Origin of the sequence: Agromyces sp. H17E-10, from assembly GCF_022919715.1 — a bacterium.
GTDB lineage: Bacteria > Actinomycetota > Actinomycetes > Actinomycetales > Microbacteriaceae > Agromyces.
Window position 1 is genome coordinate 216583 of record NZ_CP095042.1, and the last position, 14778, is coordinate 231360.

Genomic DNA, 14778 nt, shown 5'->3' on the forward strand with positions numbered 1-14778 from the left:
GCGGGCGGACGCCGGCACGCGGCATCCGCCCGCCGTCGACCTAGCCTGCCGCGCCGATGCCGGTGCGTTCGGCGGCCAGCCCTGCGCGCACCGCCCGCGTCGCCTCGACGAGGTTCGCGAGCGATGCGACCGTCTCGTCGTAGCCACGGGTCTTCAGCCCGCAGTCGGGGTTCACCCACAGCCGGCCTGCCGGGATCCCGGCCGCGGCCCGTTCGAGCAGCTCCTGCAGCTCAACCGCCGAAGGCACGCGCGGCGAGTGGATGTCGTAGACCCCGGGCCCGATGCCGTGGTCGAAGCCGCTCTCTGCGAGGTCGTCGACGACCTCCATGCGACTGCGGGCCGCCTCGATCGAGGTCACGTCGGCGTCGAGGCCCTTGATCGCGTCGATCACGACGCCGAACTCCGAGTAGCAGAGATGCGTGTGCACCTGGGTCGCGGGCGCCGCGGCCGCCGTCGCGAGCGTGAACGACCCGACCGACCAATCGAGGTACGCCGGCTGGTCGGCGATCTTCAGCGGCAGGAGCTCGCGCAGCGCGGGCTCGTCGACCTGGATGATCCTGATGCCCGCGTCCTCCAGGTCGGCGATCTCGTCGCGCAGCGCGAGTGCGACCTGACGCGCGGTGTCGGCGAGCGGCTGGTCGTCGCGCACGAACGACCACGCGAGGATCGTGACCGGGCCCGTGAGCATGCCCTTCACGGGCTTGTCGCTCAGCGACTGCGCGAACGCCGACCATTCGACCGTCATCGGCGCCGGGCGCGAGACGTCGCCCCAGAGCAGCGACGGCCGCGTGCACCGGGAGCCGTACGACTGCACCCAGCCGTGCTCGGTCACCGCGAAGCCGTCGAGCAGTTCGGCGAAGTACTGCACCATGTCGTTGCGCTCGGGCTCGCCGTGCACGAGCACATCGAGGCCGAGGTCCTCCTGCAGGCGCACGACCCGCTCGATCTCCGCGCGCATGAGCGCCTCGTACCCGCCGGCGTCGAGCTCGCCGCGCACGAGGCGCGCCCGTGCCGCGCGCAGCTCGCCGGTCTGCGGGAAGGAACCGATCGTCGTGGTGGGCAGTTCGGGCAGGTCGAGGGAGGCCTGCGCGGCGACGCGTTCGGCCTCGGCGCCGCGGTGGAAGTCGGCGTCGACGAGGTCGGCGAGGCGCTGCCGCACCGCGGGAACGCGCACGCCGGGTGCACCGGCGCGGTCGAGCAGGGCGGCGGATGCGGCGGCCAGAGGTTCCGCGACGACGTCGCGCCCCTCGACGAGCCCCCGGGCGAGGGTCGCGACCTGGCCCACCTTCTGGTCGGCGAAGGCGAGCCAGCTCACCAGCCGGGGGTCGAGGCGGGTCTCGTCGTCGACGTCGTGCGGCACGTGCAGCAGCGACGTGGACGTCGACACGGCGACGGCGCCGGCGCGCTCGCGCAACGCCTCGGCCCGGTCGAGGGCGGCCGAGAGGTCGCCGCGCCAGATGTTGTGCCCGTCGACGACGCCCACGACGAGCGTCTTGGCGCGGAGGGCGGCCTCGGTCGCGGCATCCGATGCCGGTGGGACGGCACCACGCACGAGGTCGAGGCCGATGGCCTCGACGGGCGTCGCGGCGAGCACCGGCAGGGCCTCGTCGAGCGCGCCGTACGGCGCGGCCACGAACAGGGCGGGACGCGACTCGAGCGCGCCGAGCCGGGCGTAGGCCGCCGCCGCTGCGGCGAGCACCCGGCCGCGCGGCACGTCGAGGGCTTCCGAGACGAGGGCGGGCTCGTCGAGCTGCACCCACTCCGCACCGGCGCGGGCGAACTCGGCGAGGAGCGCCGCGTACACGGCGACGAGGTCGTCGAGGCGGTCGAGCGGCCGGAAGCCCGCGGGCGCACCGTCGACGGCCTTCGCGAGCGCGAGGAAGGTGACCGGTCCGACGACGACCGGGCGCGTCACGAAGCCCGCCGCCCTCGCCTCGGCGAACTGCGCGACGAGGCGTTCTGCGTGCAGGGAGAACTCCATCTCGGGGCCGATCTCGGGCACGAGGTAGTGGTAGTTCGAGTCGAACCACTTCGTCATCTCGAGCGGTGCGCGCTCGCCCTCGCCCCGGGCCACCGTGAAGTAACCGGCGAGGTCGAGCCCGCCTCGTTCGTCGCGGAGGTCGCTGAACCGCTCGGGCACGGCGCCCACGGCGACGGCGGCGTCGAGCACCTGGTCGTAGTACGAGAACGACTCGGGAATGGCCGATCCGGTGCGCTCGAGGCCGAGCGTCGCGAGCCGTTCGCGCGTCTCGGCGCGCAGCCGCGCAGCGCGAGCCTCGAGCTCGGCTTCGTCGATCGCGCCGGCCCAGTACGCCTCGACGGCGCGCTTGAGCTCGCGGCGACGCCCGATGCGCGGATAGCCGAGCACGGTTCCGGTCGGGAAGGGCGTGGTGGATGCGGTCATGGCTGTTCCTCTCGATTTCGGGTACGCCGAAGCACCGCGGGGTTCGCGGGTCGTCGGCATGGGTCGCGGGCGTCGGGCTCGCGACCGTGATGGTGGTGTGGAAGTGGCGGTCGGTCGGTGCGCGGGGCGGCCGGGCTCAGCTCCGTCCGGCGCGTGCGCCGAGCCCGAGCCGGTCGAGCACGGACAGCACGGTCTCGTGCCGGTTGTAGGTGTACAGGTGGAGGCCCGGAGCGCCGCCGCGGAGCACCTCGGCGGCGAGCTCGGCGGCGTGCCGCTCACCGATCTCGGTTCGGGCGTCGACGTCGGGCTCGATCTCGAGGTCGATCGCGAGGTCGGCCGGCGGCTCGACGCCGGTCAGCTCCGTGAGCCGGGCGAGGCGTGCCGGATTCGTCACCGGCATGAGCCCGGGCAGGATCGGGATCGTCACCCCGGCCGCACGGGCACGCTCGACGAAGCCGAGGTAGTCGTCGGCGTGCCAGAACAACTGGGTGATCGCGAGCGTCGCCCCTGCGACCTCCTTCGCGAGCAGCGTGTCGACGTCCTGGGTGAGGCCCCGCGAGCGCGGATGCCCCGTGGGGAACGCCGCGACGGCCACCCGCTCAGGGCGCGGGCGGGCGCCGATGCGGCGGGCGCGCGGCGCACCGGGGACGTCCGCCTCGCCGAACGGCTCGCGTTCCTCCTGCACGCGATGGATGAGCTGCACGAGCTCGGCCGCCGTGCCGAGGTCGCCGAGGCCGGCGTCGGGGCCGTCCTCGGCATCCGCGTCCTCGGGCGGATCGCCGCGCAGCGCGAGGAAGCTCGTGATGCCTGCGTCGAGGAACTCGCGCACGAGCCGGTTCGCCTCCGCGTGCGACGAGCCGACGCAGGTCAGGTGCGCCATGGGCTCGACCGAGGTGTGCTCGAGGATGTAGCGCAGCACCGTGAGCGACCGCCCGCGCTGCGACCCGCCGGCGCCGAAGGTCACCGAGATGAATGCGGGATCGACCTCGGCGAGCCGGTCGATCGTTCGGCCGAGCGCGATCGCCGCCGCATCCGTTCGCGGCGGGAACAGCTCGAACGAGATGGGCGGGCGCTCGGTACAGTCGCCTGCCCCGGGGGTGCCGGCGGCTCCGGTCGCAGCCATGTCGGACTCCTCGATGGGATGCCGCATGGCGGTGGTGGCACGGCAGGCCGCGGCCACCGCCTCACGGCGGATGGGTCACGCGGGCGGGTGCCGGGCTCGGCGGTCGCTCCAGGCGGCGGGCATCCGGCCCGTCGCCGACGATCACGAGTGACGATACGCCGCCGAGTCTGCGGCCGGGTCAATATGACCCGGCATGACATCGGCTCGGATGCCGCGGCGCGGGTCGCGGCGTCCGAGTCGGACGGTCGCCTCGAGGCTCCGACGGGGCGGGCCGTGCCGATCTAGGCCGCCGCGACCGGGGCGCCGAACTCGGCGTACTGGCCGGCGAGCTCGGGCGAGACCAGGGCGCGCACCCGCGTGCCGTCCTCGACGTAGTCGAGGTCGAGTACGCGTGCCTGCTCGTGCAGGGCCGACACCACGTCGCCGCGGTCGTACGGCACGAGGAGTTCGACCTCGATCGCCGGATCGGGCAGCATCTCGCCGATCGCGGCGAGCACGTCGGCCACGCCTTCGCCCGTTCGCGCGGAGGCGAACACCGCATCGGGCTCGAGGCCACGCAGCACGAGACGGTCTTCAGGAGAGACGAGATCGGCCTTGTTGAAGACGACGAGCTCGGGGATGTCGCGGGCGCCGACCTCGCCGATGACGTCGCGCACGGTCGCGATCTGCCCCGCGGGGTCGGGGTGCGCCGCGTCGACGACGTGCACGATGAGGTCGGCGTCGCCCACCTCTTCGAGCGTCGAGCGGAACGCCTCGACCAGCTGGTGCGGCAGGTTGCGCACGAAGCCGACGGTGTCGGCGATCGTGTAGACGCGCCCGTCGGCCGTCGTGTTGCGCCGGACGGTGGCGTCGAGGGTCGCGAACAGGGCGTTCTCGACGAGCACCCCCGCACCGGTGATGCGGTTGAGCAGGCTCGACTTGCCGGCGTTGGTGTACCCGGCGATCGCGACCGACGGCACCGCGTTGCGGCGCCGGTTGGCGCGCTTCGCCTCGCGAGCGGGCTTCATGCCCGCGATCTGTCGGCGGAGCTTCGCCATGCGCGAGTGGATGCGACGGCGATCGAGCTCGATCTTCGTCTCACCGGGACCGCGCGAGCCCATGCCCGCGCCGCCGGAGCCGACCTGGCCACCGGCCTGGCGCGACATCGACTCACCCCAGCCGCGCAGGCGAGGGAGCAGGTACTCGAGCTGGGCGAGCTCGACCTGCGCCTTGCCCTCGCGGCTCTTCGCGTGCTGGCTGAAGATGTCGAGGATCACGGCGGTGCGGTCGATGACCTTGACCTTCACTGCGTCTTCGAGCGCACGCCGCTGGCTCGGAGCGAGCTCGGTGTCGGCGACGACCGTGTCGGCGCCGAGCGACGCGACGATGTGGCGCAGCTCTTCGACCTTGCCGCGGCCGAGATAGGTCGAGGGGTCGGGGTGCGGGCGGCGCTGCAGCACGCCGTCGAGGACGCGTGCACCGGCCGTCTCCGCGAGCGCGGAGAGCTCGCGCAGCGAGTTCTCGGCGTCGTCGAGGGACCCCTGGGAGTAGACGCCGATGAGCACGACGTTCTCGAGCCGGAGCTGCCGGTACTCGACCTCGGTGACGTCTTCGAGTTCGGTCGACAGGCCCGCGACGCGACGCAGCGCAGCGCGCTCCTCGCGGTCGTACTGCTCGCCGTCGGTGTCGGGCCCGGTTGCTGCATCCGCACCGGTCGCCATGATGGCCTCGGCGGCACCGCCGCCGAACCGGGTGACCCCGGCCCTCGTCTCGGCGCCTCGGAGCACGCGCTCGACCGCGTCGTCGGCGGTGTTCTGTTCGGCTTCATTCATCGTGTTAACCCTACTTCCGATCGCTGCGATAGGTTCCCCTACATGAGTTCCGACCACTACTTCTCCGCCGCGCCCTCGAGCGATGCACGCACCCGCACCATCCGCGTCGCGCTGGCCGGTCGCGAGGTCGAACTCGAGACCGCGGGCGGCGTCTTCAGCCCCGAGCACCTCGATCAGGGCACCCGAGTGCTGCTCGACGCCGTGCCCGCTCCGCCGCCGACGGGTCACCTGCTCGACCTCGGCGCCGGTTGGGGGCCGATCGCGCTCACCCTCGCATTGCGTTCGCCCGACGCCACGGTCTGGGCGGTCGACGTCAACGAGCGCGCCCTCGACCTCACTCGACGCAACGCGGCGCGGCTCGGCCTGCACAATGTCAACGCCGTCGCGCCAGACGATGTTCCCGACGACGTGCGCTTCGCGACGATCTGGTCGAATCCGCCCATCCGGGTCGGCAAGCAGGAGCTGCACGACATGCTCGCCCGATGGCTCACGCGGCTCGACGACTCCGACGACGCCGCCGCCTGGCTCGTCGTCGCGAAGCACCTCGGCGCGGAGTCGCTGCAGCGCTGGCTCGGCGACGAACTCGGGCTCGACGTCGCGAAGGCGGCGAACTCGAAGGGCTTCCGCGTATTCGACGTGCGCCGCTGACGCGCGACCGGGCTACCGGCGGTCGAGCAGTCGCGCCGCGCGCACCGCGGCCGACGTGGTGAGCAGGAGGAACGCGACGGTCGCGACGAGGATGGCGACGAGGGGCAGCACCCAGGCGCCGCTCGACTCGTGGAGTGCGCCGAGCACGGGCGGCGCCGTCGCCGCGACGAGGTAGCCGCCGGCCTGCACCAGGGCCGACATCTGCGTGGTCTCCCGGTCGGTGCGCGTGATGCGCACGACGGTCGCGATGATGACGACGAACCCGCCGCCCTGGGCGATGCCGCCCGTGACGGTCCACACCAGGTACGCCTGCGGGGCGAGCAGGAGCCCGAGCGGCAGGCTGATCCACAGCACGCCGACGATCGCGGGCTGCACCCACGCGGGCCGCACCCGCCCGAGGAACGGCACGCCCAGCGCACCGACGACGGCGGCGAGCTGGAACAGCGACGCTGCATTGCCCGAGGCGATCGCATCGAGCCCGTAGACGTCGCCGTAGAGGCTCGGCAGCCACGCGCTCAGTCCGTAGTACGAGAACGACTGCGCAGCGAACGCCGCCGCGAGCAGCCACGTCATCGGGTTGCGCCAGGCCGAGTACTCCCCCGGCCGCACGACGCCCGTCGGCCCCGTCACCGCGGCCATCGAGCCGGTCACCGCGAGCGCCTCCGCCTCGCGAGCCTCCCGGCTCTCGGCGGTGACCCGGCGCAGGTGGACGCCCCAGACCACGAGCGCCACGACGATGAGCACGCCCCAGACGGCGGTCGCCCACTGCCAGCCGATCTGCTCGGCGAGCGGCGCCGTCACGGCGATCGTGAGCATGGAACCGACGTTCATCATCGCGGAGTAGACGCCCGTCACGAGCTGCGCCCGCTCGGGCGGGACGTCGCGACGGATGACGACCGGCACGACGACGTTGCCGATCGCGATCGCGAGACCGATGATCACGGTGCCCACGAAGGCCGCCCACGTCGTGCCGCCCGAACGCACGATGGTGCCGATCAGGGTGCCGATGAGCGAGATCGCGACCGCCCGCTCGGCGCCGCTCAGCCGGATCGTCCACGCGGCGATGGGCGTGCCGAGCGCGAAGCAGAGCACGGGCAGGCTCGTGAGCAGACCCGCCGTGGTCGGCGTCAGGCCGAGCGCAGCCTCGATGTCCTCGATGACCGGCGCGATCGCCACGAGTGGGCCGCGCATGTTGAGCGCGACGAGCGAGATGCCGACGAGCAGCAGCCACGGGAAGGCCGTCGGCCGTGCGGCTGCGAACCGGCTCATGCGAGCGTGAGCACGCCGTCGAAGACGAGCTCGGCCGGGCCTGCGAGCGCGACGTGCTCGCCGTCGGCCGCTTCGAACATGCGCACCCCGAGCACCCCGCCGGGAACCTGCACGCGCCAGTCGTTCGGCGCGCCGGCGCCCGCCCAGTGACGTACCGCGAGGGCCGACGCGACCGCGCCCGTTCCGCACGAGAGCGTCTCCCCCGAGCCTCGCTCGTGCACCCGCATCCGGATGCGGCCGATTCCGTCCTCGACGAGCGGCTCCGCCGGCACCACGAACTCGATGTTCGCGCCCGCCTCGGGCACGGGGTCGAGGATCGGCGCGTAGCCGAGGTCGAGACCGTCGAGTTCGTCGTCGTCGGCGAGGGCGACGACGACGTGCGGGTTGCCGACGTCGATGCCGAGCCCGGGACGGGCGACCGGCAGCTGCTTCGCCCGCACGAGCGGCTCACCGCCCGCACGTCGCCAGGTGCCGAGGTCGACCTGGAAGCCCGTCGCGGTGCGCGTCACCGTGCGCACGCCGGCGCGGGTGCCGATCGCGATCTCACCTCCGGGATGCAGCTCGGCGAGCCCCTGGTCGAGGAGGTACCGCACGAACACGCGGATGCCGTTGCCGCACATCTCCGACACGGTGCCGTCGGCGTTCCAGTAGTCCATGAACCAGACGGCACGCGGGTCGGCGGCGAGCGCGGCTGCGCCGTCTGCGAGGTTCTGCGACCGCACCGCACGGATGAGCCCGTCGGCGCCGACGCCGAAACGCCGGTCGCACACGGCCGCGATCTGCGTGGCGTCGAGCTCGTTCTCACCCTCGGGATCGCTGAAGAGCACGAAGTCGTTGCCCGTGCCCTGGCCCTTGGTGAATCGCAGATCGAACGGCATGCGACTCAGTCTAGGGCGGCCTGCCGGACCAGTTCGGCGCCCAGGGCGACGCGGTCGTCGGCGTCGAGCTGCACCGCCTCGCGGTACCGCTTGAACCACCCGACCTGCCGTCTCGCGTACGTGCGCGTGAGCTGCTGGGTCTCGGCCACGGCGTCGGCGCGCGACATCCGACCCTGCAGCTCGGCGAGCGCCTGCGCGTAGCCGATGGCCTTGCGGGCGGTGACCCCGCGCTCGATCCCACGTGGCACGAGCTCTCGCACCTCGTCGACGAGTCCGGCCGCCCACATGCCCTCGACGCGGGCGTCGAGCCGCTGCACGAGCCGCTCGCGGTCGCTGCGCAGGTGCACGATGCGGTGCGGGCGCCACGGCACCGGGTCGTCGGGGATCCGCGCCGCAGCCGGCTCGCCAGTGACCTCGATCACCTCGAGCGCACGGACGACCCGTCGCCCGTTCAGCGGGTCGACCTTCGCGGCCGTCTCGGGGTCGATGTCGCGGAGCCGGGCATGCAGCGGGCCGGGACCATGCGCCTCGAGCTCGGCCTCGAGCCGGGCACGCACCTGCGCATCGGTGCCCGGGAAGCGGAAGTCGTGGATGACCGACGACACGTAGAGTCCCGAGCCGCCGACGAGGAGCGCGACGCCCCCGCGGGCGGTGATCTCGTCGATGCGAGCCCGTGCGTCGCGTTGGTAGGCGGCGACGGATGCCTCGTCGGTGACCTCGAGCACATCGAGCAGGTGGTGCGGCACCTCGCGGCGCTCGGCCACGCCGAGCTTCGCGGTGCCGATGTCCATGCCGCGATACAGCTGCATCGCGTCGGCGTTGACGACCTCGGCGGTTCGGCCGGCGCGCCCGATCGCCTCGGCGAGGTCGAGGGCGAACGCCGACTTGCCGGTGCCCGTCGCGCCGACGACGGCGATGAGCGTCACCTCAGCGCAGGCCGTCGGTCGGGTCGTAGATCGGGAAGGTGCCGACTCCGGGCGACACGAGCGGCTCGCTCGCGACGCGCAGGGTGGGCAGCCCGAGCGACACCCGGCCGGGCGTCGCCGAGCCGGGCGCAGCGGGCACGCCGCAGCTCTCGGCCTGGTCGCGATCCCACGCCTCGCCGGCGCGCGTGCGCCGGATGCGGAGCGGCGAACCGTCGATCGAGTCGGCGATCAGGTGGAAGGGCGCCGCCTGGGTGACCTCGACGGTGACCACGTCACCGGGCCGCGGCAGCTCGGAGCCCGCTGGCACCTCGAAGTGGACGAGCCGGCTGTCTTCGGCCCGGCCGCTCAGTCGGTGGGTCTCGGCGTCCTTCTTGCCCTCGCCCGTTGCCACGAGCAGGTTCACCGTCGTGCCGACGAGCTTCTGGTTCTCCTCCCACGAGATGCGCTCCTGCAGGGCGACGAGGCGCTCGTAGCGTTCCTGCACCACCTCCTTGGGCACCTGGTCCTCCATCGTCGCGGCCGGCGTTCCGGGGCGGATGGAGTACTGGAACGTGAACGCGGAGGCGAAGCGCGCCGCCTCGACGACCCGCATCGTCTCGAGGAAGTCGTCTTCGGTCTCGCCGGGGAAGCCCACGATGATGTCGGTCGAGATCGCGGCGTTGGGGATCTTCGCGCGCACCCGATCGAGGATGCCGAGGAACTTCTCGGAGCGGTACGAGCGTCGCATCGCCTTGAGGATGCGATCGGAGCCCGACTGCAGCGGCATGTGCAGCTGCGGCATGACATTCGGCGTCTCGGCCATGGCGTCGATCACGTCGTCGGTGAACGCAGCAGGGTGCGGGCTCGTGAAACGGATGCGCTCGAGCCCCTCGATCTGCCCGGCGGCCCGCAGAAGCTTGCCGAAGGCCTGACGGTCGCCGAACTCGACGCCGTACGAGTTCACGTTCTGCCCCAGGAGGGTCACCTCGACCGCACCGTCGTCGACGAGCGCCTGGATCTCGGCGAGGATCTCACCCGGACGCCGGTCCTTCTCCTTGCCGCGCAACGCGGGGACGATGCAGAAGGTGCACGTGTTGTTGCAGCCCACCGAGATCGACACCCAGCCGCTGTAGGTCGAGTCGCGCTTCGTCGGCAGGGTCGACGGGAAGACCTCGAGCGCGTCGAGGATCTCGAGCTGGGCCTCGTCGTTGTGGCGCGCGCGCTCGAGGAGGCTCGGCAGGGAGCCCATGTTGTGCGTGCCGAAGACGACGTCGACCCAGGGCGCCTTCTCGAGGATGACGTTCTTGTCCTTCTGGGCGAGGCAGCCCCCGACGGCGATCTGCATGCCCGAGTGACGGCGCTTCACGCCCGCGAGGTGCCCGAGGTTGCCGTAGAGCTTGTTGTCGGCGTTCTCGCGCACGGCGCACGTGTTGATGACGACGACGTCGGGCTCGGCGCCGTTCGCGGGTATGTAGCCCGCCGCCTCGAGCGAGCCGGAGAGTCGCTCGGAGTCGTGGACGTTCATCTGGCACCCGAAGGTGCGGACCTCGTAGGTGCGCGGCGCAGGCTCCGTCGCCTCGGCGCGGGCGACCTCGTGAATGGTGCTCATGATCGCACCAGTCTACGAGTCGTGCGCTGAGAGCGCGGTCGTCACCGCCTCGCGTACGACCTCGCCGGCGTAGCCGCGGCGCTGCAGGAACGCGGAGAGCCGACGTTCGGCCGTCGCCCGATCGAGGCCCGAGAGCTGGCGAGCACGTCGCACCGCGACGGCGGTCGCGTTCTCGCGCTCGGCCTCGGGGTCGAGGTCGTCGACGGCGGCTCTCGCGACGGCCGGCTCGATGCCGCGACGACTGAGCTCGTGCAGGATCGCGCCCGACCCGCGCCCGCGACGGACTCCGTGGCTGTGCACGAGTTGCTCGGCGAGTCGGGCGTCGTCGAGGTAGCCGTACCGCCCGTAGCGCTCGAGCCACTCCTCGACCTCGATCTCGTCGAGTCCGTGCTCGACGAGCACCGACCGCACCTCGGCGACGGAGAGCGCCGAGCGGCGCAGCCGAGAGACCACGAGACGGTCGATGCGTTCATCGCGCTCGATGCCGGTCTCTTCGGGTGCCGGATCGTCGGCACCCGTGTCTGCGCCTGCCGCGGTCTTCGCACCCCTCGCACCATTCGTCACCGGTCGCGGTCGCGAATGCCCCCGCCCTCGGCCGCGCGAGCCGTCGGGGCCGGGAGCCGGTGCGGCGGGTGCCGACGAGGAAGGCCCCGACGAGACTTCGTCTCGAGACGCGACCCACGGAAGATAAGTGACCGGGGCAAGGCCTTCGGCCGATGCATCGCTCATACCGCTCCCCTCCCCGGTCACCTGATCTCGTGCTCTGCCCGTCGAACCGCTCAGGCGCCCTTGCGCTTCGCGTCGAGCGACTCGACGTTGGCGGGCGCCGCAGCGGCGGCCGCCTGCCCGATGCCGAGCTTCACGAGGATCTTCTGCTCGATGTCTGCGGCGATGTCGGGGTTCTGCAGCAGGAAGTTGCGGGCGTTCTCTTTGCCCTGCCCGAGCTGGTCGCCGTCGTAGGTGTACCAGGCGCCGGACTTCTTGACGATGCCCTGGTCGACGCCGTAGTCGATGAGGCTGCCCTCGCGCGAGATGCCGACCCCGTAGAGGATGTCGAACTCGGCCTGCTTGAACGGCGGCGCCATCTTGTTCTTGACGACCTTCACGCGCGTGCGGTTGCCGACCGCGTCGGAGCCGTCTTTCAGGGTCTCGATGCGACGGATGTCCATGCGGACCGAGGCGTAGAACTTCAGCGCCTTGCCGCCCGCGGTCGTCTCGGGGCTGCCGAAGAACACGCCGATCTTCTCGCGAAGCTGGTTGATGAAGATCATCGTGGTGTTCGTCTGGTTGAGGCCACCGGTCAGCTTGCGGAGCGCCTGCGACATGAGTCGCGCCTGGAGGCCGACGTGCGAGTCGCCCATCTCGCCCTCGATCTCGGCGCGGGGCACGAGCGCGGCGACCGAGTCGATGACGATGAGGTCGATCGAACCCGAACGCACGAGCATGTCGGCGATCTCGAGCGCCTGCTCGCCCGTGTCGGGCTGCGACACGAGCAGCGCATCGATGTCGACGCCCAGCTTCTTCGCGTACTCGGGGTCGAGTGCGTGCTCGGCGTCGACGAAGGCCGCGATGCCGCCGGCGCGCTGGGCGTTCGCGATCGCGTGGAGCGTGAGCGTGGTCTTTCCCGACGACTCGGGGCCGTAGATCTCGACGATGCGACCGCGCGGGAGCCCGCCGACGCCGAGGGCGACGTCGAGTGCGATCGAACCGGTCGGGATGACCTCGACGGGTGCGCGCTCTTCGGATCCGAGGCGCATGACCGACCCCTTGCCGAACTGGCGGTCGATCTGCGCGAGGGCTGCTTCGAGTGACTTCTCGCGGTCTGCTGGTGATGCCATGGTGGTGGGCTCCTTCGATGCTCGTGTTCGGCTGCCTCTAGGCTGTCGTTCTTCGCTGCGGGCCCCGGCTGACCGGTGCCTTCCGCGGCGTCTCCCGACAAGGCGGTTGCGGTGTTTCCCGACGCATCGACCGTATGACCGGCCACCGACATCCCACCCGACGACGGGTCGAACTGTGGAGAGATGCGTCGTTCTTCCTGCTGTTGAGGACACTAGCGCAGAACCGAACGGATGTTCGAACACGGACGCGGCGTGTCGATCGCCCCTTCGTACGCGTCCACGCGAACTCGTACGGGCGACCTGTCACCGACCGGCGTCGGCCGCGGCCTGCCCCGGCACCGGCCTGCCCGCTCCGTGGCGACGCGACTCCGGGACATCCGTCGCATCGCAGATGGCGAGCCAGACGTCGCGGGGCCGCACGCCCGAGGCGAGCGCCTCGCGCGCTGTGCGACCGCCCAGCGCGGCGAGCACCAGGTCGTCGACGACGACGCTCCCGTAGCCCGCGCCGAACTCGGCGTCGACGGCGAGCCGGAACTCGCTGAGCTTCATGAAGACCTCCGGAAACGGCTCCGGCCGGTCAGAAGACCGGCCGGAGTACGGGTGGGAATCGATCGAGTCAGCGCACCATCATGTCGGCGTCGAACTCGGCCACGAGCTCGTCGGGCAGACTGTCGGGCACGACCGAGAGGCCCTCGAGTACCGCGATGCGGTCGCCGACCTCGTGCATGATCACCGAGATGGGCGTGTCGAGCGCCTCGGCGACCGAGGCGAGGATCTCGGAGGAGGCCTCTTTCTGACCCCGCTCGACCTCGCTCAGGTAGCCCAGTGCCACGCTCGCCTTGGACGCGACCTGCCGGAGCGTGCGCCCCTTCTGCAGGCGGAAGTCCCTCAACACATCGCCGATCTCCTGTCGAACCAGAACCATCGGGGAACCTCCTTCTACACTGCCTCGACTCCGCCGGAGCCGGAAACGGGAGCGTCAGTCTACCTGATGCTCATGTCTTCGAATCTAGCGTCGCACACTGGGGCTTTCGTGTGAACCTGCCACATGTAACAGGGTGTTCACGAAGACTATTCCGCGCTCGGCACCGGCGATCCGAAGCGTGCCGCGCGCCGCCGAGAGCACGACCCTGATGCTGCGATCGGATCCGCCGCCGCGGGCGACGTGCCCCTCAGTCGGATTCGCGATCGGCGATGACGGCGAGGACCGCTTCGATGGCCGCGTGCACGGTCTGCCGCCGGATCTCGCCTCGGTCTCCGGCCAGGTTCAGCCCGATCGTCTCGGCCCGGTCGCCGACCGCGATGCCGAGGTAGACCGTACCGACCGCTCGACCGTCTTGCTCGTCGGGACCGGCGACACCCGTCGTCGCGACCCCCAGGTCGGCCGGGCGCCCATCGATCGCGAGCGCGACGCGCGCGCCGGCAGCCATCTGACGCGCCACCTCGGGATGCACGGCGCCCTCGCGGCGCAGCAGATCCGCATCGACGCCGAGCAGCGACCGCTTGATCGCGGTGTCGTAGGCGACGACGCCGCCGGAGACGACGAGGGAGGCACCCGGGACGCTCGTCAGTTCCGCCGCGACGAGGCCACCCGTGAGCGACTCGGCGACCGCGATGCGAAGGCCTCGTCGCGTGAGCTCGGCGATCAGGCGGGCAGCCGGCCCGTCGACCGCTCGGCTCGGCTCGGTCAAGCGGCACGCCCCCGCGCGAGTCGCACGGCGTCACGCACGTACAGCAGACCCGACCACACGGTGAGCACGAGCGCCACGGCGAGCAGCACCGCGTTGACCCACGCCATCCACTCGCCGAGCAGCATCGGCAGCGGAGCGAGCGCGAACGAGATCGCGACGGCCTGCACGACCGTCTTGAGCTTGCCGCCCGACGAGGCCGGCACGACGTTGCCGCGCCCGAGCTCGACGAACCGCCAGACGGTGATGCCCACCTCGCGCAGCACGATGAGGCCCGTGACCCACCACGGCACCTCGCCGAGGATCGACAGGCACACGAGGGCGCCGCTCGTGAGCAGCTTGTCGGCGATCGGGTCGAGGATCTTGCCGAGATCGGTGACGAGCCCCCGGCTCCGGGCGATGTGACCGTCGATGCCGTCGGTCGCGATCGCGATGACGAAGATCGCCGTCGCCCACCAGCGCATCGCGCCGCCCTGGCCGTCGTCGGCCAGAAGGAGCCAGAAGAACACGGGCGCGAGCAGGATCCGCACGACCGTGATCGCGTTCGGCAGGTTCCAGTTCGCCGATCGGGCGCGCCCTTCGGCGGAGGAGGTCATAGGGCCAAG

At 71.7% G+C, this 14778-nt stretch carries 14 protein-coding genes; 1 reads left to right on the forward strand and 13 read right to left on the reverse strand.

Features of this window, described 5'->3' with window-relative positions; all coding sequences use genetic code 11:
• Positions 1–40 precede the first annotated feature (40 nt).
• From metE to hflX, 3 genes are all read right to left on the reverse strand, one after another.
• A complete protein-coding gene (metE, locus tag MUN74_RS01040) occupies positions 41–2404 on the reverse strand; it encodes a 5-methyltetrahydropteroyltriglutamate--homocysteine S-methyltransferase (protein WP_244854528.1) in 2364 nt (787 codons plus the stop codon).
• Between the two features lie 136 nt (positions 2405–2540).
• On the reverse strand, positions 2541–3527 hold the full coding sequence (locus tag MUN74_RS01045; RefSeq protein ID WP_244854529.1) for a methylenetetrahydrofolate reductase: 987 nt from the start codon (positions 3525–3527) through the stop codon (positions 2541–2543).
• 281 nt (positions 3528–3808) lie between these two features.
• Positions 3809–5338 (reverse strand): GTPase HflX, encoded by a 1530-nt coding sequence (gene hflX / locus MUN74_RS01050; RefSeq protein WP_244854530.1) that lies wholly within the window; start codon positions 5336–5338, stop codon positions 3809–3811.
• A gap of 42 nt (positions 5339–5380) precedes the next feature.
• On the opposite strand from hflX, the gene MUN74_RS01055 reads away from it, so the two are divergent.
• Positions 5381–5986, forward strand: a complete 606-nt coding sequence (locus tag MUN74_RS01055) for a class I SAM-dependent methyltransferase (RefSeq protein ID WP_244854531.1) — start codon at positions 5381–5383, stop codon at positions 5984–5986.
• 12 nt (positions 5987–5998) lie between these two features.
• Here MUN74_RS01055 and MUN74_RS01060 read toward each other — a convergent pair whose 3' ends face one another.
• The 10 genes from MUN74_RS01060 to pgsA all read right to left on the reverse strand — a co-directional run bounded on the left by MUN74_RS01060 (position 5999) and on the right by pgsA (position 14769).
• Positions 5999–7255 carry an MFS transporter gene (locus MUN74_RS01060; protein WP_244854532.1) on the reverse strand — a complete coding sequence of 419 codons (1257 nt, stop codon included), beginning with the start codon at positions 7253–7255 and terminating at the stop codon, positions 5999–6001.
• Complete coding sequence (dapF, locus tag MUN74_RS01065; protein WP_244854533.1) at positions 7252–8133, reverse strand: diaminopimelate epimerase; 882 nt, start codon at positions 8131–8133, stop codon at positions 7252–7254. The genes MUN74_RS01060 and dapF overlap by 4 nt, the downstream gene beginning before the upstream one ends.
• A 5-nt stretch (positions 8134–8138) precedes the next feature.
• Positions 8139–9059 carry a tRNA (adenosine(37)-N6)-dimethylallyltransferase MiaA gene (gene miaA, locus MUN74_RS01070; RefSeq protein WP_244854534.1) on the reverse strand — a complete coding sequence of 307 codons (921 nt, stop codon included), beginning with the start codon at positions 9057–9059 and terminating at the stop codon, positions 8139–8141.
• Position 9060: 1 nt separating this feature from the next.
• Complete coding sequence (gene miaB, locus MUN74_RS01075; protein ID WP_244854535.1) at positions 9061–10647, reverse strand: tRNA (N6-isopentenyl adenosine(37)-C2)-methylthiotransferase MiaB; 1587 nt, start codon at positions 10645–10647, stop codon at positions 9061–9063.
• A 12-nt stretch (positions 10648–10659) separates the two neighbouring features.
• A complete protein-coding gene (locus MUN74_RS01080) occupies positions 10660–11211 on the reverse strand; it encodes a regulatory protein RecX (RefSeq protein ID WP_244854536.1) in 552 nt (183 codons plus the stop codon).
• 215 nt (positions 11212–11426) lie between these two features.
• Positions 11427–12485 (reverse strand): recombinase RecA, encoded by a 1059-nt coding sequence (gene recA / locus MUN74_RS01085; protein WP_244854537.1) that lies wholly within the window; start codon positions 12483–12485, stop codon positions 11427–11429.
• A 303-nt stretch (positions 12486–12788) separates the two neighbouring features.
• Positions 12789–13034, reverse strand: a complete 246-nt coding sequence (locus tag MUN74_RS01090) for a DUF3046 domain-containing protein (protein WP_244854538.1) — start codon at positions 13032–13034, stop codon at positions 12789–12791.
• 67 nt (positions 13035–13101) lie between these two features.
• Positions 13102–13410: a helix-turn-helix domain-containing protein gene (locus tag MUN74_RS01095; protein ID WP_130351053.1), complete on the reverse strand. Its 309-nt coding sequence runs from the start codon at positions 13408–13410 to the stop codon at positions 13102–13104.
• Positions 13411–13657: 247 nt separating this feature from the next.
• On the reverse strand, positions 13658–14176 hold the full coding sequence (locus MUN74_RS01100; RefSeq protein WP_370647328.1) for a CinA family protein: 519 nt from the start codon (positions 14174–14176) through the stop codon (positions 13658–13660).
• Positions 14173–14769 carry a CDP-diacylglycerol--glycerol-3-phosphate 3-phosphatidyltransferase gene (pgsA, locus tag MUN74_RS01105; RefSeq protein ID WP_244854539.1) on the reverse strand — a complete coding sequence of 199 codons (597 nt, stop codon included), beginning with the start codon at positions 14767–14769 and terminating at the stop codon, positions 14173–14175. Before pgsA ends, MUN74_RS01100 begins: the two co-directional genes overlap by 4 nt.
• Positions 14770–14778 lie beyond the last annotated feature (9 nt).